The following is a 20340-nucleotide window of genomic DNA, read 5'->3' on the forward strand; positions in this document are numbered from 1 at the left end:
AGGTAGACGGAAAAGAGCATGATCTCGTTCCTTGAATTCGAAAAGCCGATCGCCGCGCTCGAGGCGCGCATCGCGGAGCTGCGCACGACCGCCAGCGACAGCGACCTCGACATCGCGGGCGAGATCGCCCGGCTGGAGAAGAAGAGCGCCGGCATGCTGGCGGCGACTTACGGCAAGCTGACGCCCTGGCAGAAGACGCAAGTGGCCCGCCATCCGCAGCGGCCCCACTTCCTCGACTACCTGCGCCTCGGCTTCACCGACTTCGTTCCGCTCGCGGGCGACCGCGTCTATGGCGAGGATGCGGCGATCATCGGCGGCCTGGCCCGGCTCAATGGCCGCAAGGTCATGGTGCTCGGCCATGAAAAGGGCCACGACACGCCCAGCCGCATCAAGCACAACTTCGGCTCCGCCAAGCCCGAGGGCTATCGCAAGGCGATCCGCCTGATGGAAATGGCGGGCAAGTTCGGCCTGCCGGTCGTCACGCTGGTCGATACGGCCGGTGCATTCCCGGGCATCGAAGCCGAGGAGCGCGGCCAGGCCGAAGCGATCGCACGTTCGATCGAAGCCTGCCTTGCCGTGCCGGTGCCGATCGTCTCGGCAATCGTGGGCGAGGGCGGTTCGGGCGGCGCCGTGGCGCTGGCCGCGGCCGACCGCGTGCTCATGCTGGAACACTCGATCTACTCGGTGATCTCGCCGGAAGGTGCCTCCTCGATCCTGTGGCGCACGCCCGACAAGGCTCCCGACGCAGCGGAGGCCATGAAAGTCACCGCCCAGGATCTGCTGTCGCTGAACGTGATCGAGCGCGTCGTTTCCGAACCCGTCGGCGGCGCTCACCGCGATGCCCCGGCCACCGCCCGGTCGCTGTTCGCCGCGATCGAAGAGGAACTGGACACGCTGGACGCACTTCCGGCCAGCGACTTGCTCGCCCGCCGCGAGGAACGCTTCCTGGCCATCGGCCGCGCGTGATTTCCAGGAAGAGGCGCCGGCCGGTGGGTCGGTGCCTCTTCCGGTCGCTCTTCCTGCAGGAAAAGGGCGGCGCCATCCCCATTGACCGTCCCGGCCCGCTGTGTCAGAGCGCGGGCTTACCGATCGCCGATGCGCTGCATCGCCGCCGATCCGCGGGTGTAGCTCAATGGTAGAGCAGCAGCTTCCCAAGCTGAATACGAGGGTTCGATTCCCTTCACCCGCTCCAAACTTCTCATTAGATTCGATCTCGCTGCCGGATTCTGGCGTCCCGGCTGGACAAATCCGGGCGCATGGTGTGTCTGGACGGGCCTTGGGGCTATGAGGGATGCGAAATGACGCCTGTCGAACGGGGAATGCGGGCTCTGGCGGAGACGCTGGGCTACGGCGATTGGGATGCAGTGGACGCGCTTTCGCGCGACAAGCTGAAGGCCGCAGCGCGGGCGGTGCTCGAGGCGATCCGCGAGCCGGACCTGTACATGACGGAATCGGGCGCGGAAATCGTGCGTCATGTCGGCAGCAACGAGAGCGAGGAGGCCTATCGTAACGACGCTGCGAACACCTGGCGCTTCATGATCGCGGGCGCCCTGGGACAGGATTGAGCGCCGGGGGCCGGGCATGAAAAAAGGGGCCGCAGCGACGCGGCCCCTTTTTTCGTTTCCTTGGGACTCCGTGCTTAGCTGGCGCCGCCGAACAGGTCGGCCAGCTTGACCCGGGCGCCCAGGAACACATAGCGGCCCACCGCGCTGATCGGCGTGTTCAGGCTGCCGAGGTCGGGCTTCTGGTTGAACAGGTTGGTCACGCCGCCATAGAGCGTGAACTGATCGCCCACATCGTAAGTCAGGCTCAGGTCGTGCGAGAAGCGCGCCTTGAACTTGAGATATTCGGGCGCGACGATGTCCGGATTGGCGGCGATCGTCTGGCGGTCGTAGCGATAGACGGCCGAAGCGTAGTTGATCTGCCAGTCGAGGCCGAAGGCGCCGCTCTGCCAGGTGAGGTCGGCCGTGACCTGGTACTTCGGTGCGCCGGCCACATAGGCGTTGTTCACCGTGGCCGCGCCGGGGATCGGCACCGAATCCAGGCGGTGCAGGTAATTGGCCATGACCCGCGCGCCGAAGGTGCCGGCGCGCGCCGTCGGGATCGCATAGGCGAGCGCCAAGTCGAGCCCGGAAGTGCGGATCTGCGCCACGTTGAACGGGGTCAGCTGGAAGCCGGTGATGTTGCCCGCGCCGGTGCCGCCGTTCTGCCGCGTGACCACGCCGCAATAGGGATTGTCGAGGCTGGCCTGATCCACGCAGAGATCGGCCAGGTTCTGGGCGGTGGTGACATTGATCGCATTGCGGATGCGGATGTCGTACCAGTCGGCCGAGAGCGTCAGGCGCGGCAGGAAGGTGGGCTGGAGCACCACTCCTGCGGTCCAGGTCTTCGCGGTTTCCTCCTTCAGGTCGGGATTGCCGGCGCCGTAGCCGGGAATGACCTGCCCGGTTACGCCGTTGAAGCCGGAAGGGTCGGCGCCCAGCGAGGTGAGCAGGGCGCTGCAGTTCGCTGCACGGTACTGCGTACCGTTCTGCAGATAGGCGGAGCCGCAGGGATCGTTGATCGCCTGATAGGTCTGCGTGGCGCCGGTGTAGAGTTCGCTGATGTTCGGCGCGCGGACCGACTTCGAGTAGGAGCCGCGGAACGTCACGTCCTGCACCGGGGCCCACTCGCCGCCCAGCTTCCAGGCGCCGGTCGAACCGACGGTGGAATAGTCCGAATAGCGGACGGCGCCGTTGGCGGACAGGCGATGGGCGAAGGGCATGTCCGCCAGGATCGGCAGGTTCACTTCGCCGAAGACCTCCCACACGTCGAACGCGCCGCGGGTGTCGCCCAGGGCGCTGGTTAAGGTCAGGCCCTGCGAGACGAGTTCGTCGGCCACGAACCGGCTGGTTTCCTTGCGATATTCGCCGCCCAGCGCGAAGGAGATCGGTCCGCCGGGAAGCTCCAGCATGCCCTGGCTGTCGCCGGTCAGGGTGCCGCTGACGACATGCTGGGTCATCGTCGTGCGGTCGGTCGTATCGGCCATGATCCAGTCCCGCGCGGCCTGGTTCGCGGCGTTGTTCTCACCGAAGAGGTTGAGCGGCAGGCAGTCGCCCGGCGCGAAAGTCACGGGCGGGATCGGCGCGCGGTTGCGGTTGTAGGGCTGGAACGGCGTCCATCCGGCCTGGGTGTTGACGCGGCAGGTCACGCCGCCGTTACCGTCGCTCACCGCGTCGATCGCGGCGAGGTAGCGGTCGGTCAGCATGTTGTTGACGTAGCGCGATTTCACCTTGGTCTGGCCGAAGACGTAGGACAAATCGTAGCGCAAGTTGGGGCTGATCTGCCCGCGCGCGCCGACGACGCTGCGGATCGTCTCGCGCGTCACGTCCTCGCCTCGGCGGCCGAAATCGAAGTTGTCGCGGTTGACGAGCACGCCGCCCATCGCCGGATCGATATAGGGCTGGACGGCCGCGGGGATGTACGGATTGTCCTGGGGGATGAAGAGGTAATAGTCGAAAGTCGGCTGCCCCAGCGAGAAGGAGCGGCTGCTGGCATACTTGCCCTCGGCGTAGAGCGTCAGCGCACTGCTGACGTCGAAATGGGCCGAGGCGCTCACCACGTCGCGCTTGATCTGCGGCAGAAGGTCGTTTCCATAGTCGGAAACGAGCGTGCCCGAGCCGCCTTGCTGGTAGGCCGGGGCCACGAGGGTACCGTGATCGAAGGGCTGGCCGTCGGCGCCGACGAAATCGGGCACACCGTCGAAATTGACGTCGATTCCGCCCGCGCGCGAGGTGTCGAAATAGCGGATATTCCGCATCGGCACGTAGTCGGGGATACCGTCGTCATTGGTCAGCCCGGCCTCGGTATCGGCAGGGTTGAGGTAGAAGTCGACCTTGTTCTCGCCGTCGAGATAGCGGCGCGAATGGGCGCTGAGGCGGTCTTCCTCGCCGTGCTCCCAGGCCAGGGCGAAGTTGCCGCGGCCGCCGGCGAAATTGTGACCTGCGGTGAGGGCGATCAGGCGCTGGCCCGCATCGCCGTGGCCGGAAATGCCCGTCTGGACACGGGCGGTCAGGCCTTCGAAGTCCTGCTTCTGGATGAAGTTGACGACGCCGGATACCCCGTCCGCACCGTAGACCGCCGATGCGCCGCCGGTGAGCACTTCGACGCGCTCGACCAGATCGAGCGGGATGGTGTTGATATCCACCGACTGCACGCCGGGGACCGAGGCGACCTGGCGGCGGCCGTCGATCAGCACCAGAGTGCGCTGGGTGCCGAGATTGCGCAAGTTCAGCAGGTTGAGCCCGGTGAAGCCGATGCCCGCGCGGCTCCCGCTGGTGTCATAGGACCCGACGGAGTTCTGCAAGGCCGGAATGGTCTTGAGAAAGTCGGTCAGGTTGGTCGTGCCTGATTCGAGCACGTCCTTCGCCGTTACCACGGTCACCGGATTGGGCGCCTCGGACGAGGCCTGCGCGATCCGCGATCCGGTGACGACGATCGCTTCGCCTGCGGCATCACCGGCTTCCTGCGCCAGAATGGGCTGCGGGAAGAGCAAGGCGAGGGTCGGCACAAGCGTTCCGCCGAGAAGGACCTTGTCCTTGCGGGTCATCATTTTTCGCGTTCCTTAGACAGTCGCATCGGCCCGTCGGACCGAGAAGTGGTCAGAAGGGAACACGGCGGCGGTACGCGAAGAGATTTACGTAGCGATTAACAAGAAATGTAACGACGCATTGGCGGAATTATCACGGATGTCCGTTGTAGGATTGCAACAGTTTAATGCGGGGGCGAGTCGGAGGGCACTGCCAGGTGCCGCTCAGATCCCCCGCCGCAATCAGGCCTGGTTCCAGCCAACTACCGATTTTGTTTCGAGATATTCGGCAAATCCGTGCTCGCCCCATTCGCGTCCGTTGCCGGAACGCTTGTAGCCCCCGAAGGGCGCGTGGAAGTCGAACCCGCCGTTGACCCAGATCGCCCCGGTGCGCATCCGGCGCGAAACCGCCCGCGCCGCATCGAGATCCTCGCCCGAAACGTAGCCGCCCAGGCCGAAGTTGGAATCGTTGGCGATTTCCACCGCGTGATCGACGTCGTCGTAGCCGATGATGACCAGCACCGGGCCGAAGATTTCCTCGCGCGCGATCACCATGTGATTGGTGCCGACGAATACGGTGGGCTTCACATAGTAGCCCTTGTCGAGCCCATCGGGCTTGCCGAGACCGCCGGCGATCAGCTTGGCGCCTTCCTCCAGGCCCTTCTCGATATAGCCCTGGATGATCTCGTACTGGCTCTTGGAGACGACCGGGCCCATCGCGAAGTTGCCCTTGGGGTCGCCCACGGTGACGCCGTTCGCGGCTTCGGTAGCGGCGGCGATAGCATCGTCCATGCGCGCGTTCGGCACCAGCAGGCGCGAACCGGCCGAGCAGGTTTGGCCGGAATTGCCCATCATCCCGCCGGTGGCGGCGGCGACATTGGTGGCGAGCGAAGCGTCGTCGAGCACTATCCACGCAGACTTGCCGCCGAGTTCGAGGCCGACGCGCTTCACGGTATCGGCCGCGTCCTTCTGGATCTGCACGCCCACCGGCTCCGATCCGGTGAAGGAGATCATGTCCACGTCCTCATGCGTGGACAGCGCGGTGCCGATCTCGCTGCCCTTGCCCTGCACCATGTTGAACACGCCCGCCGGAACGCCCGCATCATGCAGGATTTCGGCGAGGATCTGGGCCGAGTACGGCGCCAGTTGCGGGGGCTTCAGGATCATCGTGCAGCCGGCGGCGAGAGCCGGGAAGATCTTCACGCAGGTCTGGTTCATCGGCCAGTTCCATGGCGTGATGAGGCCGCAAACGCCGATCGGCTCCTTGCGGATCATGGTGACGCCGCGCTGTTCCTCGAACTTGAAGTCCTTCAGCACTTCGATCGCGGTGGAGAGGTGGCCCTTGCCCAGCAGCGTATGGAACCCGCAGGCGAGCGACATCGGCGCGCCCATTTCCTCGCTGACGGCCTCGCCCAGTTCGGTTTCGCGCTTCAGGTATTCGGCCAGGATCGCTTCGAGCAGATCGAGGCGCTCCTTCGCGCTCGTCTCGCCGAAGGTGGCGAAGGCGCGGCGGGCGGCGGCCACAGCCTTGTCGACATCGACAGCCGAACCCAGCGAGATCGTGCCGGAGACTTCCTCGGTGGCCGGATTGACGACTTGTGCGGTGCGCGGCGCGATGGGATCGACCCACTGCCCGTCGATGTAGAACTGGGTGTAATTGCGCATCGTTCTCTCCCGTTCCTAAAGCAAAACCGCCCCGCACTCGGATCGAGAGGGAGCGGCTTCGCTTCAGGTCTGCATTGGTTTTCCGGTGTCCGGCTTACTGGGTGCCCTCGGCATACCAGGTGCGGAATTCCGAATAGTTCGGCATTTCTTCCGAGTTCGCGGCCGGGTCGATCGGGACGTGGATCACGGTGCAGCCGCCACGCTCATAAGCGCGCTGGATGGCCGGGCCGATGTCTTCCGCCTTCTCGACGTATTCGCCTGCCGCGCCGAAGCCTTCGGCGATCTTGTCGAAGCGGACCTTGTCGGACCAGTGCACGCCGGTTTCCTTGGTGCCCTTGCCGAAGGTGCGCTTGTAGACGCCCACTTCGAGGCCCCACTGGAAGTCGACGCCGACGATCACCACCAGCGGCAGGTTCTTGCGCACCGCCACTTCCAGTTCGCCCACGTGGAACAGGAACGAGGAGTCGGACGTGAGCAGCATGCCCGGACGGACTTTGCCCGTCTCTGCCTGATCAGCCAGCATGGCGCCGGTGGCATAGGGCAGGCCGGTGCCGATGTGGCCGTAGTTCTGGTTCCAGATCACGTCGTGCGGCTTGGCCTGCGAGTAGGTCCACTGGAAGATCACCGTGGCGCCGCCGTCGCGGATCAGGATGCCGTCCTTCGGGAAGGCCTTTGTCGCTTCGGTGACGAACTGGCTGGTGTGCATCTTCGCGGTGGAGCCATCGGGCTTGGTCGCGGCTTCCTCTGCCAGTTCGACCAGCTGGTCTGCATCGCGCTGGATATATTCGGCCAGCGACGATGCAGCCTTGCGCGGCGTGTCCTTGAGAGCGCGGACAAGCTGCGGCACCACGGCGCGCACATCGCCCACCAGCGGCACGTCGATCGGGCGGTTGACGCCGATCGCAGTGGGGTCCTGCTGGACGTAGATCCACTTGCGATTGGCTTCGTTGTCCACCCAGTGGCGCCAGCGGCCATAGTGGCTGGGCTCGCCCAGTTCGGTGGCGAGTGCAACGCAGCAATCGCTTTCGACCACGGCGTCGATCGACGCTTCCGAGAAGCCATAGGGGAAGGTGCGGTCCTCAAGCCCCTCGATGAACGAGGTTCCGCCCGAGGTCTGGATGACCGGGCACTGCATCAGCTCGGCCAGTTCCTTCACCGAGGCGCCGGCCTTGGCGGTGTAGACGCCGTGGCCCACCAGCAGCACCGGGTTCTTGGCGTTGCGGATGATCTCGGCCGCTTCGGCAATGCGGTCGCCGTCGGCGCCCTGCATGGTCAGGCGATAGCGGTGCGGCGGCAGCACCGGCGGCAGGTCCAGCTCTTCCAGAATGACGTGCGCGGGATACTCGATATAGGCCGGCCCCGGCGTGCCCGACATGGCGACGCGGATGGCTTCGCGCACGATCTCGTCGGTCTGGTCGGCATATTCGATCGAGCTGGAGAACTTCACCGAATCCTCGATCATCGGCTCCTGGCGGACGAACTGGATGCGACCGCGGCGCACGCGGCGCTCGGTGATGCGGGCGCGCTGGCCGCCCATGAAGATCACCGGATCGTTCTCAACCTTGGCGCACTGAATCGCGGGCATCATGTTCGCCATGCCCGGCCCGAGGGTGCCGATGCAGAGTGCGGGCTTGCCGGTGATGCGGGCGGCGGCGGCGGCCATGTGGCCGGCAGATGCTTCGTGGTGCGGCGAAACGACGGTCCAGCCGCGCGATTCGGCTTCGAGGAACAAGTGGACGAAGTTGGGATCGGGTATGCCGAACAGGGTCTTGATGCCCTCAGCCTCGAACAGGTCGAGAATGCGCTTGAAAACCGGGGTGCCCTTGCGTGCCGAAACAGGCGCTTCGGCCTGGGGTTGATCGTCGTACATCGTCTTGCCTTCCTCTCGATCCGTTTTCTGCCCGCGATGCGGGGGGAATCAGGTTGCCGTTCTTTTTCCCAAGGCACGGCTTGAACATGTGGTTAGCCCAAGCCTCGGGACACTGTCAGGTGAAATCAACAGTACTGTTCACTTGGAATCGACTGCTATCGCCGGGGCGACGCTGGGGGCCTCTTCGGCCAGTTCTGCGAGCACCGCTTCGTTGTCCTGCCCGAGCGTCGGCGCTGGCCCGCGTACCCGGCCCGGCGTGGCGGAAAACCACGTGGGCACGCCGGGGAATCGCACCGGGCCCTGCTCGGTCTCGACCTCTTCGAAGAAGCCGATGGCGTTCAGGTGCGCGTTGTCGAACAATTCGTCGGTGGAGCGCAGCGGCGCGCAGGGGATGTGCAGGCCGCGCAAGGTATCGAGCCATTCCTGCGTGGTGCGCGTCAGGAACGTCTCCCCCAGCAGACCATAGACCCGGCCGATCTGGCGGGCGCGCTTTTCCAGCGTGGAGAACTCGTCAGTTGCCCATTCCGGCTGCACCGATTCGACGAAGGCGTTCCAGTGCTTATCGTTGTAGACCAGCGCCGCGACGTAGCCGTCCTGCGTCTTGTATGGCCGCCGGTTCGGCTCGACCGCGCGGTGATAATGCGCGGGGCTCGTCGGCGGCGTGAACATCGCGCCGTTGGCGTGCTCCACCAGCATGAACGAGGTCATCGCCTCGAACATGGTGACTTCGACTTCCTGGCCCTCTCCCGTGCGCTCGCGGTGATAGAGCGCCATCATCGTCGCGTAGAGCGCGTGGAGGCCGGCCACCTTGTCCGCCATGATCGTGGCGACATAGCCGGGCTCGCCGTTCATCAGGCCCTGCACATGCGGGATGCCGCATTCGGCCTGGATCGTATCGTCATAGGCGGGCTTGTCGCCCTCCGGCCCGCGCCGCGAATAGCCGTAGCAATTGGTGTAGACGATGTCCGGCCGGATCGCGCGCACCGCCTCGTAATCGAAGCCCAGCTTGCGGATCGCGCTGCCGCGCATCGAATGGATGAAGACGTCCGCCGTGGCGATCAGCGCGCGCAGGCTCTCGCGGTCCTGCTCGGCGCGCAAGTCCAGCACGATCCCGCGCTTGCCGCGATTCACGTTGACGTAGATGCCGCCCATGCCCGGCACCGGGCCCTGGGTGATCCAGCGCGTGTTGTCGCCCTCCGGCGGCTCCACCTTGATAACTTCCGCGCCCATGTCCGCCATGATCTGCGTGGCATAGGGGCCGAAGACCACGCTGGTGAGGTCCACCACGCGCAGGCCTTTCAATGGTCCATCTTGGGGTCCGCCACCTTTCGAATCCTTGCTCGCGGTCAAGGCCCTCTCCTTCTCGTTGGCCTATGGGTAACGCAACGCCCGAGCGAAAACCATTCGTATTTGCGTTTGATGGACGCATATCGGCACGATGATGGTTGTGAGGCAAAAGGCCGGCTGCTAGTTCGGGGAGCGGGAAGACAAGAGGAACGCCATGGATTTCGCCCTGACCGACGACCAGCAGAACATCCGCGAGGCCGTTCTCAAGCACTGTTCGCAGTTCTCTGACGAGTACTGGCTGGAAAAGGATCGCAGCGGCGAATTCCCGTGCGAGTTCCACAAGTCGATGGCCGACGCCGGCTGGCTGGGCGTGGCCATGCCCGAAAGCGTGGGCGGCGCAGGTCTGGGCATTACCGAGGCGGCCGTGATGATGCAGGCCGTGGCCGAAAGCGGCGGCGGCATGACGGCGGCATCCTCCATCCACTTGCCCGTCTTCGGGCTGGAGCCGGTGATGCTTTTCGGCACCGAGGAACAGCAGCAGCGGATGATCCCGCCGATCCTGTCGGGCGAGGAGAAGATGTGTTTCGCCGTGACCGAGCCGAACACCGGGCTGGACACCACCAGCCTCAAGACCCGCGCTGAGAAGGTGCCGGGCGGCTACCGCGTCAATGGCGAGAAGGTGTGGATCACGCAGGCGCACATCGCCGACCGGATGCTGATCATCGCCCGTACCACGCCGCTGGAACAGGTGAAGAAGAAGACCGACGGCCTCAGTCTTTTCTATACGAAGCTCGACCGCGAACACATCGAGACGCGGATCATCCCGAAGATGGGCCGCCACGCCGTCGGCTCCAACATGATGTTCATCACCGACCTGTTCATCCCAGACGAGGATCTGATCGGTGAGGAAGGCCAGGGTTTTCGCATCCTGCTCAAGGGCCTCAATCCCGAACGTGTGCTGCTGGGCGCGGAGGCGACCGGGTTGGGCCGCGTCGCGATCCAGCGGGCCTCGCGCTATGCGCGGGAACGCGTGGTGTTCGGGCGGCCGATCGGCCAGAATCAGGGCATCCAGCACCCGCTCGCCAAGGCATGGATGCAGGTGGAGGCAGCCAGCCTGATGGTCTTCAAGGCCGCGACCCTGTTCGACAAGGGGCTGGACTGCGGCGTGGAGGCGAACTCCGCCAAGTACCTGGCCGCCGAAGCCGGGTTCGAGGCGTGCCAGACCGCCGTGATGTCGATGGGCGGCATGGGCTATGCGCAGGAATACCACGTCGAGCGCTACCTGCGCGAAGTGATGATCCCGCGCATCGCGCCGGTTAGCCCGCACCAGATCATGAACTTCATCGCCGAGAGGGTTTTGGAACTGCCCAAGAGTTATTGAGGCGGCTCCCCTTGAGAAAGCCCGTCATCCCGGCGAAAGCTGGGGCCGTAATCGGAAGCGCGGGGTCTGGCTGCCCGCGATCCCGGCTTCCGCTGGGATGACGACTGGAGAGAACATGCCCAAGCACGAAGCAATCGCCGCCCGCTCCTGGCTTTTCGCGCCGGGCGACAGCGAGAAGAAGATGACCAAGGCGATGGAGGGCGAGGCCGACATCGTGCTGATCGACCTGGAAGACGCCGTCGCGCCCGATTCCAAGGCCGCCGCGCGCCCGATGGTGCATGACTTCATTGCCGCCAACCCCGATCAGCGCGGCCGCCTCTGGGTGCGGATCAACCCGCTCGACGGCCCGCACACGCTGGACGACCTCGTAGCGATCATGCCCGCGCGTCCCGGCGGGATCATGCTGCCCAAGGTCTATGGCCGGCAGGACGTGGAAACGCTGGACCGCTACCTCGAAGCGCTGGAAGTGGCGAACGGCATCGAGCAGGGATCGACCCCGGTGATCGTGCTGATCACCGAGACGGCCGAAGCGATGTTCCACACCGGCAACTACAAGGGCGCACCGCGCGTGGTGGCGCTGACCTGGGGCGCGGAAGACCTGGCCGACTCCATCGGCGCTTCGTCCAACAAGAATGCGGACGGCTCGTATTCCTTCACCTACGAACTGGCGCGCAGCTTGACCGTGCTGGGCGCGGCGACGGCGGGCGTGACCGCGATCGAGACGATCAGCGCCGACTTCAAGGACCTCGAAGCGCTCAAGGCCCGCGCCGAGAAGGTGCGCCGTGACGGCTATCGCGGGATGATGGCGATCCACCCGGCGCAAATCCCGGTGATCAACGAAGCCTTCACCCCCACCGAGGCCGAAATCGCCGAAGCGCAGGAGATCGTCGACGTGTTCGCCGCCAACCCCGGCGTCGGCGCCATCGGCTGGAAGGGCGGCATGCTCGACCGTCCGTACCTCGCCCGTGCCGAACGTCTGCTGCGGCAGGCCGGCAAGCTGTGACCACCAAGCTCGCCGCATCCGAACTCGATCTCTCCCGGTTCTTGAAACCGGGCGACCGTGTGGTCTTCGGTCAGGCCTGCGGCGAGCCGACTACTTTGGTGGAAGCCTTGATCGAACAGGGGGAGGCCATCGGCGGCCTCCACGCCTTCATCGCCACCAGCTTCTCCGGCCTGTTCACGCCCGAAAGCGCGCGATCCTTCCGCCTCTCCAGCATGGGCGCGATCGGCGCGCTGCGCAGCATGACGAAGGCGAATGCGCTGGACGTCATCCCCGTCCACGTCAGCCAGGTCGCCTGCCTGATCGAAGCGGGCATCATGCCCTGCGACGTGGCGATGATTCAGGTCAGCCAGGCCGACGCGCAAGGCAACCACAGCTGCGGCCTGATCTCCGACTACGTGCGCGCGGCGTTGGACAAGGCCCGCCTCGTTATCGCCGAAGTCAACGAGCAAGTGCCCTACGTTCCCGGCGAGACGATCCCCGGCGCGTTGATCGACGTCGCCGTCCACGTCAGCCGCGCGCCGGTGGAAGTGGCCCCGGCCAAGATCGGGCCTACGGACGAGGCCATCGCCCGCCACTGCGCCGAATTCATCGGGAACGGCGCCGTGCTGCAAACCGGCGTCGGCGCGGTGCCGGACGCGATCTTGCGCCTGCTGCATGACCGCAAGGACCTGGGCGTCCATTCCGGGATGCTGGGCGACGGTCTGGTCGACCTTGCCGAAGCCGGTGTGCTGACCAATGCCCGCAAGGAGATCGACAAGGGCGTCTCGATCAACGGCGCGCTGATCGGCACGCGGCGGCTTTACGACTGGGCCGCGAACAATCCGGCGATCCGCATGACGCCCACCAGCTACACCCACGACGCGGGCACGCTTTCGCGGTTATCCCGCCTCGTCACGATCAATTCGGCGCTGGAAGTGGACCTCACCGGGCAGGTCAATGCCGAACAGTCCGGTGCCAGCTACCTGGGGGGCACCGGAGGGCAGGTCGATTTCGTGCGCGCCGGCGCGCGCTCGCCGGGCGGGGCTTCGCTGATGGTGCTGGGCTCGACCGCCAAGGGCGGCAGCCTTTCCAAGATCGTGACCGCACTCTCCGGCCCGGTCACCACCGCGAGGACCGAGGTGGACGTGATCGTCACCGAATACGGCGCGGCCCGGCTCAAGGGGCAGTCGCTGGCCGAACGCGCGAAGCGGCTGGTCGCCATCGCCCATCCCGACTTCCGCGAAGACCTGTCGCGCACCGCCCATGAGATCGAAAAAAGGGGCTTCTGAAGTGTCGAGTTCGCAAGAAAGTCGGGCCGTCCTCTACGATGCCCATGACGACGGCATCGCGGTCATCACCATCAACCGCCCCGAACAGCGCAATTGCCTGAGCCGCGAAGTGCGCGAGGGGCTGCGCGAGGCCTGGGCGACTTTCGAGAACGACGCCTCCGCCCGCATCGCCATCCTCACCGGCAGCGGCGACAAGGCCTTCTGCGCCGGCGGCGACCTGAAGGAGATGGTGGAAACCGGCATGGCCGTGCCGCCGCGCGACCTTTACGCGCTGCCCTACGACACCATCGAACTGACCAAGCCCACCATCGCCGCCGTCAACGGCCATGCCTTCGCGGGCGGCTGGATGATCGCGCAGGCCTGCGATCTCTGCGTCGCCAGTACCCATGCGAAGTTCGCCATTACCGAGGTGAAAGTTGGGCGCGGCAGCCCTTGGGCCTCGCCGCTGATCCACATGATCCCGCAGCGGATCATGATGGAGATCATGCTCACCGGAAAGCCGATCACCGCCCAGCGCGCTTACGAGATCGGCCTCGTCAACCGCCTAGCCGAGCCCGGTGCGGTGCTGGACGCGGCGATCGAACTGGCGCTGGAAGTGCTGGAAGGCGCGCCCCTATCGGTAAAGGCCGCGCGCGAGACCGTGATGCTCTCGACCGAGATGGGCCGCTCCGCCGCGCTACAGGCGGCGCGGGCGGCGCATGAGGCCACCTACAACAGCGCGGATGCACAGGAAGGCCCGCGCGCCTTTGCCGAGAAGCGCAAGCCGGAGTGGAAGGGGCGCTAGGCGAACTTACCTCTCCCGGCCGACATGCCGGGAGAGGTTTGGTCCACCGTGTGACGCCTCAGCGCTCTTCCACCAGGCTTTCCGCGGTTGCTCTCGCCTCGTCGGGTGAAGCGTCCTCGAACTTCACGCCAGGATGCCCGTCGCTCTTGCGCCAGTCGCCCAGCATGTCGCGGAAGGCGTCCCAACCGGGCAGATAGCCGCGGAACAGCGCCCACTTCAGTTCCTTGTCGCCCTCGTTATTGAAGTAGCTGGGCGTGCAATCGTTCTGGAAGCCGGACATGTCGACTTCGTTTTCCTTGCAGTGCGCGCAGTAGCCTTCGACGCCTTCCGTGGTGGCGGAAACCGTGCTGGCGCCCCGACGCTTGGTCTCGCCGATCATGAAGGCGATGTGCTCCGCCTGGCGCCCGAACTGCTCGGTGGTGGAGGAGTTCGTCGCGCCCTGGATGTAGCCCATGTAGAACATCGCCGGGAACTCGTCGGTGATCACGCCGTGGAACGTGCTCGCGCCATTGGTCCAGTGGTCGTAGATCGACTTGCCGCCGCGCCCTTCCACGGTGTCGATGCCCCAGCGGCGCTTGAGGTCGCTGGTCACTTCGAAACCGCTGGCGAAGATCACCAGGTCGACTTCATGCTCCACACCGTCGGCCACGAAGCCCTTCTCGGTCATCCGCTCCACGCCCTGCGTCGTCGAAACGTCGATCAGCGTGACGTTGGGCTGGTTGAACGCGGGGTAGTAGTCGTTGTTGGACAGCGGCCGCTTGCACATGAAGCGGAAGTAGGGCTTCAGCTTTTCCGCCGTGGCCTTGTCCTCGACGATCGAATCCACGCGGCGGCGCAGGCGTTCCATCACCTGGAAGTCCACCACTTCGCGGCGGTCCATGAACTCCAGCGGTTCCAGCGCGGGCCAGCCCTCTTCGCCCAGTTCGATGGCAAGGTTGCGGCTGATCTCGGTCCAGATATCGCAGATCAGATCGGGCTCGCCGGGGATGAAGAACTGCTGCGCGGCGCGGTGGAAATTCGCCATGCGCTCCTGCTGCCAGCCGGGCTGTAGCGAGGCGGCCCATTCGGGATTCGTCGGCGGATTGGGCCGCTCGTCGATGTTCGAAGGCGTGCGCTGCAGCACGTAGAGGTGCTTGGCATACTTGGCGAGGTGCGGCACCGCCTGGACCGAGGTTGCCCCGGTGCCGATGATGGCGACGCGCTTGTCGCGCAGCTTTTCCAGTTCCGGCGCGGTCCACGAACCGCCGGTGTAGTCATGCTCCCACCGGCTGGTGTGGAACATCTTGCCCTTGAAATCGTGGATGCCGGGGATGCCGGGCAGCTTGGGCATGTTCATCACGCCGCCCGCCATGACCACGAAACGCGCGCGGATGTCGTCGCCGCGATTGGTGGTCACATGCCAGCGCTTGATGCTTTCGTCCCAGCGGATGCCGGTGACCAGCGTGTGGAACAGCGCCTTGTCGGCCAGGTCGAAGCGCTCGGCCATGTCCTGGCAGTACTGCTGGATTTCCCAGCCGTCGGAGAACTTCTTGCTGGGCATGAAGCCCGTTTCTTCGAGTAGCGGCAGGTAGCAGTAGGCGTCGTTGTCACATTGCACGCCGGGATAGCGGTTCCAGTACCAGACGCCGCCGAAACCGCCGGCATGGTCGATGTTGCGAACGTTGGAAACGCCCTGCTTGTGCAGGTGGTAGCCGGCCAGGATGCCCGAGAATCCGGCGCCCAGGATGGCAACGTCGATATCCTCCACCAGCGCTTCGCGCTCAGCCACTGGCGTGAACGGATCGTGGGCGTAGTTGTCGGAAAAGTCGTCGGTCGGCCGCACGTACTGCTCGCCGCCCTCACGGCGCAGGCGCTTGTCACGCTCCTGAAGATACTTGGCCTTGAGCGCCGGGATATCGAGTTCCTCGGGCGAAGGCACGTCGGACTTGAGGCAGGTCATTTCCATCGCGTGGCATCCTCTTCGCGGCGACTCTGCTTAGGCCGCCCTTTGATTCCAGAGTTGCGAATTGCAGTGCTAGTTGTCAACACTGTTGTTTATTAAGCGTGTCAGGCATCCGCACCCGCCGTGGCCATCCTGAACGAATAGCCGATATGATCGACGTGCCCGTGCAGGCCGAAATCGAGCACTTCGGCCTTGTCATGGAACGCATCCGAAGCCGCGGCGACATCCTCGATCGTCCATTCCGGCAGATAGACTCCGCGCGTTTCCGCCACGAACATCCGCGCCACGCGGCCCGCCATGGAGGCGAACATTTCGCCGGTGACGGGGCAGCTCTCATGCGCCAGCCAGCCGACCACCGGGGCGACCAGTTCGGGCTCCATCGGCGGATATTGCGAGATGTCGATGCCTTCGGCCATGCGCGTCACCGCGCCGGGCACGATGACGTTGCACTTCACGTCGTGCGCCTCACCCTCCAGCGCGGCGATATTGTTCAGGCCCAGCATGGCCGACTTCGACATGCCGTAGTTCACGCAGTTGAGATTGCCGTAGAGCCCGCCGACCGAGCTGGTCAGCACGATGCGGCCATATCCCGCGTCGCACATCGGCCCGAATGCGGCCTGCACCACATGGAACGCGCCCAGCAGATGCACGTCGAGCACGGAATGGAGGTCGGCACCGGAAAGATCGCGGATCGATCCGTAGCGGACGTTGCCGGCGTTGTGGACAAGCACGTCGATCCGGCCCCATTGGTCGAGCGCGGCCTGGATGATCGCCTTGCCGCCTTCGGGCGTGCCGACGGAATCGGTGTTGGCGATCGCCTCGCCGCCGGCCGCGACGATCTCGTCGACGACCTGCTGGGCGACGCTGACGTCCGCGCCCGGCGCATCGAGATCGCCCCGGATCGCGCCGCCGAGATCGTTGACCACCACTTTGGCGCCGCGTTCGGCCAGCAGCAGGGCATAAGCCCGTCCCAGTCCGCGGCCGGCCCCGGTAATCACGGCCACCCGGCCGTCAAAGCGCAACGGGGCAAAGCGCAAGGGGGCAAAGCGCATCTCTTCCATGGTAAGCTCTCCGGGTTGCCCGTTCTCGGCCGGGCAGTCTCTTTTCCGTCTGACGGTCGAATATGCGCACGGGGCGAGCGGGGGCAATCGAACAAAGCCCTGCGAACGTCGCCGGGGCGATAGTGCGTCGCGGCAAGGTCTTCGTCCCGGTCCTCACGTTGCCTGCCCCCGACACGCTGGATAGGCTCGGCGGGAAAAGAACGGCCGCAAGAGCGCCGGACGAGAGGACAATTTCACCGATGCTCGAACCCGCAGGACGTAATCACGGCGTCGTTTCCGCCCGCGCTTCCGAAGGCTGGATGCTGCACCGGCTGACCCCGCCCACGCGCCTTTACAGCGCCAACGGCCTGCGCACCGGCGCGGACGGGCGCATCTATGTGGCGCAAGTGGGCGGCAGCCAGATCAGCGCGGTCGATCCCGATACCGGCGCGGTGGAGATCATCAGTCCGATGGGCGGCGCGATCACTGCGCCGGACGATCTGGCCTTTGACGAGGCAGGCAACCTCTACGCCACCGAGATTACCGAAGGCCGCGTTACCATGCTGCGCCCGGACGGCAGCAGCGAAGTGGTCTGCGGCGACCTGCCGGTGGCCAACCCGATCACGTATTCGCAAGGCCGCCTGATCGCGGCGGGTTGCCACATGGGGTCGCAGATCCTCGAACTGGACCGCCACGGCGGTGCGCCGCGTGTGATCGCGGGCGACGTGCCGATGCCGAACGCCTTCGAAGTCGGCCCAGACGGCAAACTCTACATCCCGGTGATGGGCGCCAACGCGATCTGGCGCATCGATCTGGACGGCAGCGGTGAACCCGAAGTGGTCTGCGGCGACCTTGGCGTGCCGGACTCGGTGAAGTTCGATAGCGAGGGGATGATCGTCTCCACGCAGGTCGCCAGCGGGCAAGTGCTGCGCATTGATCCGCGCACCGGCGCGAAGACGGTGCTGGCCGACATCGGCGCCGGCCTCGACAACTGCACCTTCGTGGGTGACCGCCTGTTCATCTCGCACATCCTCGGTTCGATTCACGAGATCACCACGCCCAAGGCGGCGGGCGGTGTGGTGAAGCCGCTGATCGAGAAGGGCCTGCAATGGCCGCTGGACGTCGCCATGGGCGAGGACGGGGTGCTGTGGATCGCCGATGGCGGCTTCGTGTTTTCGCTTCGCGCCGGGGAGGCGGTGAAGCTGGAAGGCATGTTGTTCAGTCCCAGCTTCCCCGGTTACTCGCGCGGCGTCGCGGCGGCGGGTGCGGGGACGATGATCGTCACGACGGCCAACGGCGAAGTCGCGAAATTCCATCCTGCCGGGCCTTCCAGTGAGGTGTTGGCGAGCGGCTACGACCAGTTGATGGGCGTGGCGCTGGCTCCCTCCGGTGCGGTGGTCTTCGCGGAATATGGCACCGGCAAGGTTCACTCGGTGCACAATGGCAAAGTAGAGGAACTGGCCTCCGGGCTGGACCGGCCCAAGGGCGTGGCGGTGGCCGGGGACGGCACCGTCTACGTGGCCGAAAGCGGCGCGGGCCGGGTGGTGAAGCTGGTCGGCGGGCGTACCGAGACGGTGCTGGACGATCTCGTCCGCCCCGAAGGTCTCGCGATCCGCAATGGCACCGTGACCGTGCTCGACGTGAAGCGCCGCGAAGCGATCCAGTGCGACTTGTCCGGCGGCGCGCGCGAAGTGATCGCGGCTGGCCTGCCGGTCGGCGCGCCCGAGGGCACCGATCCCAAGCCGCTGGGCGGCGTGGGCGACATGTGCGGGCCGATGGGCAACATGACCGGGCTCGACGTGGGGCCGGACGGCACGGTCTGGATCTGCGGTGACCTGGAAGGCACCGTTCTCGCACTCAGGAAGGCGTAACATGCTCAAGCAGATATGTTTTTTCCGGAAGCGCCCGGATATGACCATGGACGAGTTCATGGACTATTACGAGAACCAGCACTCGCAGCTGTCCAAGAAGATGGGCGCGCAGCCGGCGATCCCGGGGGCGGTGCGGTACGTCCGGCGCTATCTGGTGCCGGAAAAGAACCCGATCACCGGCGAAGTCCACGATCCCGGCTTCGATTGCGTGATGGAAATCTGGTGGAACAGCCGCGCCGACTTCGAACGCTCGCAGGCGATCATCAGCGATCCCGCGCGCCTGCCGATGACGCGGGCGGATGAGGAAAAGCTGTTCGCCAGCCACGCCAACCCGGTCTGCACCTGCATCGAATACGATTCGCCGATGGGGCCCAATGGCGAAGCGACGCAAGTTGAGCTGCGCTACGGTGACTGAACTGACGGCCCGGCCAAACGCCCGGGAAGAATGGCGGCAGTTCGGGCTGGTGCCCGTGGCGGCGGGCCTCGGCTATGCCACCAGCGTGATCCATATCTACGGCATCGGCCCCTATATCGGCCCGGTGGCCGAAGCCATGGGCTGGAGCCGCACCGAAGTGACCTTCGGCCTCACCATCGCGACTCTCGTACAGGCCATCGGCGGCGTGTTCATCGGCCTTGCGGTCGACCGCTTCGGCCCGCGCCGGTTCGGGGTGATCGGCATCGTATTGCTGACCTTGGCCTTCGCGCTGCTCGGCACGACCGGGGCCAGCCTGTCGCAATGGTACTTGCTCTGGGGGCTGATCGCGATGGTTTCGCTGCCGGTGCAGGCCTCGGTCTGGACGAGCGCGGTGGCGTCCCGGTTCGAGCTTTCGCGGGGGATGGCGCTGGCGGTTACGCTCTGCGGCGCCTCGATCGCGGCGGGGCTGTTCCCGATCATGGGCACCTGGGCGATCAAGACCTTCGGCTGGCGGCTGGCTTTCGCGGTGCACGGCGGGCTGTGGTTCGTGATCGCGGCGCCGGTGATCTTCCTGTTCTTTCGCGGCGCGCATGACCGGGGTCGGGTGAAAGCGGAAGCCCCGGTGCGGCGCGACCTGCCTGGTGTTTCACTGGGGGAAGGGCTGCGCTCCAGCGTCTACCACCGGCTTTTCGCGGCGAGCCTGCTGTTCACTTTCACGATCATCGCCGTGGTCGTTCACTTCGTCTCGATCCTCGGCGACCGCGGCGCGGATCCGATGACGGCGGCGGCGATCGCCTCGTTCGTCGGTTGGTTCTCGCTCGCCGGGCGGCTGGGGACGGGCGTGCTGCTGGACCGATTCCCGGCTTCGCTGGTCGGCGCGGCGGTGTTCATGCTGCCGGTGATGGGCTGCCTGCTGCTGCTGGGATCGGGCACGTCGCTCGCCGCGCTGGCGCTCGCCTCGGGGCTGATCGGGCTGACCCTTGGGGCGGAGATCGATGTGGTGGTCTACCTGATCACCCGGCATTTCGGCCTCAGGAACTTCGGCGGGCTCTACGGCGGCGTGCTGGCGGCGCTGTCGATCGGCACGGCGGTCGGCCCGCTGGTCGCCGCGCTGATTCACGACCGGACGGGCAGCTACGAAATGTTCCTCTATCTGGCGATTGGCACGATGGCGGCCAGCAGCCTCGCGATCGGCTCGCTACCGCGTGGCCGCCTCAAATTTGCGCCGGCGTAACCGATGTAGCGCC

At 65.7% G+C, this 20340-nt stretch carries 15 protein-coding genes and 1 tRNA gene; 10 read left to right on the forward strand and 6 right to left on the reverse strand.

What is annotated here, in order from left to right:
- Positions 1-18 precede the first annotated feature (18 nt).
- The 3 genes from EDF58_RS17735 (at position 19) to EDF58_RS17745 (ending at position 1565) form a co-directional block, all read left to right on the forward strand.
- Complete coding sequence (locus EDF58_RS17735) at positions 19-966, forward strand: acetyl-CoA carboxylase carboxyltransferase subunit alpha (protein WP_132268005.1); 948 nt, start codon at positions 19-21, stop codon at positions 964-966.
- A gap of 152 nt (positions 967-1118) precedes the next feature.
- Positions 1119-1192 (forward strand) — tRNA-Gly (locus EDF58_RS17740).
- 106 nt (positions 1193-1298) lie between these two features.
- Entirely contained in the window at positions 1299-1565 is a 267-nt protein-coding gene (locus EDF58_RS17745; RefSeq protein WP_132268007.1) for a hypothetical protein, read from the forward strand.
- Between the two features lie 74 nt (positions 1566-1639).
- On the opposite strand, the gene EDF58_RS17750 is transcribed toward EDF58_RS17745, so the two are convergent.
- From EDF58_RS17750 to EDF58_RS17765, 4 genes are all read right to left on the reverse strand, one after another.
- The gene (locus tag EDF58_RS17750) at positions 1640-4591 is read right to left on the reverse strand and encodes a TonB-dependent receptor (RefSeq protein WP_132268009.1); all 2952 of its coding nucleotides are present in this window, start codon (positions 4589-4591) and stop codon (positions 1640-1642) included.
- 219 nt (positions 4592-4810) lie between these two features.
- The gene (locus EDF58_RS17755) at positions 4811-6232 is read right to left on the reverse strand and encodes an aldehyde dehydrogenase family protein (RefSeq protein ID WP_132268011.1); all 1422 of its coding nucleotides are present in this window, start codon (positions 6230-6232) and stop codon (positions 4811-4813) included.
- A 94-nt stretch (positions 6233-6326) separates the two neighbouring features.
- Positions 6327-8102 (reverse strand): thiamine pyrophosphate-binding protein, encoded by a 1776-nt coding sequence (locus tag EDF58_RS17760; protein ID WP_132268012.1) that lies wholly within the window; start codon positions 8100-8102, stop codon positions 6327-6329.
- A gap of 138 nt (positions 8103-8240) precedes the next feature.
- Positions 8241-9452 (reverse strand): CoA transferase, encoded by a 1212-nt coding sequence (locus tag EDF58_RS17765; RefSeq protein ID WP_132268014.1) that lies wholly within the window; start codon positions 9450-9452, stop codon positions 8241-8243.
- A gap of 151 nt (positions 9453-9603) precedes the next feature.
- On the opposite strand from EDF58_RS17765, the gene EDF58_RS17770 reads away from it, so the two are divergent.
- The 4 genes from EDF58_RS17770 to EDF58_RS17785 all read left to right on the forward strand — a co-directional run bounded on the left by EDF58_RS17770 (position 9604) and on the right by EDF58_RS17785 (position 13825).
- Entirely contained in the window at positions 9604-10770 is a 1167-nt protein-coding gene (locus EDF58_RS17770; protein WP_132268015.1) for an acyl-CoA dehydrogenase family protein, read from the forward strand.
- Positions 10771-10885: 115 nt separating this feature from the next.
- A complete protein-coding gene (locus EDF58_RS17775) occupies positions 10886-11773 on the forward strand; it encodes a CoA ester lyase (RefSeq protein WP_132268017.1) in 888 nt (295 codons plus the stop codon).
- Positions 11770-13041, forward strand: coding sequence for an acetyl-CoA hydrolase/transferase C-terminal domain-containing protein (locus EDF58_RS17780; RefSeq protein ID WP_132268019.1), 1272 nt, complete (start codon positions 11770-11772; stop codon positions 13039-13041). The genes EDF58_RS17775 and EDF58_RS17780 overlap by 4 nt, the downstream gene beginning before the upstream one ends.
- Position 13042: 1 nt before the next feature.
- On the forward strand, positions 13043-13825 hold the full coding sequence (locus tag EDF58_RS17785; RefSeq protein WP_243654347.1) for an enoyl-CoA hydratase-related protein: 783 nt from the start codon (positions 13043-13045) through the stop codon (positions 13823-13825).
- A gap of 58 nt (positions 13826-13883) precedes the next feature.
- On the opposite strand, the gene EDF58_RS17790 is transcribed toward EDF58_RS17785, so the two are convergent.
- The gene (locus EDF58_RS17790) at positions 13884-15770 is read right to left on the reverse strand and encodes an NAD(P)/FAD-dependent oxidoreductase (RefSeq protein ID WP_243654348.1); all 1887 of its coding nucleotides are present in this window, start codon (positions 15768-15770) and stop codon (positions 13884-13886) included.
- Between the two features lie 101 nt (positions 15771-15871).
- On the reverse strand, positions 15872-16828 hold the full coding sequence (locus EDF58_RS17795) for an SDR family NAD(P)-dependent oxidoreductase (protein WP_243654349.1): 957 nt from the start codon (positions 16826-16828) through the stop codon (positions 15872-15874).
- 239 nt (positions 16829-17067) lie between these two features.
- Here EDF58_RS17795 and EDF58_RS17800 point away from each other — a divergent pair, with 239 nt between their 5' ends.
- From EDF58_RS17800 to EDF58_RS17810, 3 genes are read left to right on the forward strand one after another with little or no spacing between them, the layout of a single operon-like run.
- Positions 17068-18678, forward strand: coding sequence for an SMP-30/gluconolactonase/LRE family protein (locus EDF58_RS17800; RefSeq protein WP_132268022.1), 1611 nt, complete (start codon positions 17068-17070; stop codon positions 18676-18678).
- A 1-nt stretch (position 18679) separates the two neighbouring features.
- Positions 18680-19093, forward strand: coding sequence for an EthD domain-containing protein (locus EDF58_RS17805; RefSeq protein WP_132268024.1), 414 nt, complete (start codon positions 18680-18682; stop codon positions 19091-19093).
- Positions 19086-20327 (forward strand): MFS transporter, encoded by a 1242-nt coding sequence (locus tag EDF58_RS17810; RefSeq protein ID WP_243654351.1) that lies wholly within the window; start codon positions 19086-19088, stop codon positions 20325-20327. Before EDF58_RS17805 ends, EDF58_RS17810 begins: the two co-directional genes overlap by 8 nt.
- Positions 20328-20340 lie beyond the last annotated feature (13 nt).

It is taken from the genome of Novosphingobium sp. PhB57, from assembly GCF_004342985.1.
Taxonomy (GTDB): Bacteria; Pseudomonadota; Alphaproteobacteria; order Sphingomonadales; family Sphingomonadaceae; genus Novosphingobium.

What these genes read in the sequence shown, in the direction of transcription:
- EDF58_RS17770 (WP_132268015.1), top strand. Translation starts at nt 9,604, where the DNA reads ATGGATTTCGCCCTGACCGACGACCAGCAGAACATCCGCGAGGCCGTT.
- EDF58_RS17800 (WP_132268022.1), top strand. Translation starts at nt 17,068, where the DNA reads ATGCTCGAACCCGCAGGACGTAATCACGGCGTCGTTTCCGCCCGCGCT.
- EDF58_RS17735 (WP_132268005.1), top strand. Translation starts at nt 19, where the DNA reads ATGATCTCGTTCCTTGAATTCGAAAAGCCGATCGCCGCGCTCGAGGCG.
- EDF58_RS17745 (WP_132268007.1), top strand. Translation starts at nt 1,299, where the DNA reads ATGACGCCTGTCGAACGGGGAATGCGGGCTCTGGCGGAGACGCTGGGC.
- EDF58_RS17805 (WP_132268024.1), top strand. Translation starts at nt 18,680, where the DNA reads ATGCTCAAGCAGATATGTTTTTTCCGGAAGCGCCCGGATATGACCATG.
- EDF58_RS17775 (WP_132268017.1), top strand. Translation starts at nt 10,886, where the DNA reads ATGCCCAAGCACGAAGCAATCGCCGCCCGCTCCTGGCTTTTCGCGCCG.
- EDF58_RS17795 (WP_243654349.1), bottom strand. Translation starts at nt 16,828, where the DNA reads ATGGAAGAGATGCGCTTTGCCCCCTTGCGCTTTGCCCCGTTGCGCTTT.
- EDF58_RS17755 (WP_132268011.1), bottom strand. Translation starts at nt 6,232, where the DNA reads ATGCGCAATTACACCCAGTTCTACATCGACGGGCAGTGGGTCGATCCC.
- EDF58_RS17790 (WP_243654348.1), bottom strand. Translation starts at nt 15,770, where the DNA reads ATGGAAATGACCTGCCTCAAGTCCGACGTGCCTTCGCCCGAGGAACTC.
- EDF58_RS17750 (WP_132268009.1), bottom strand. Translation starts at nt 4,591, where the DNA reads ATGATGACCCGCAAGGACAAGGTCCTTCTCGGCGGAACGCTTGTGCCG.
- EDF58_RS17760 (WP_132268012.1), bottom strand. Translation starts at nt 8,102, where the DNA reads ATGTACGACGATCAACCCCAGGCCGAAGCGCCTGTTTCGGCACGCAAG.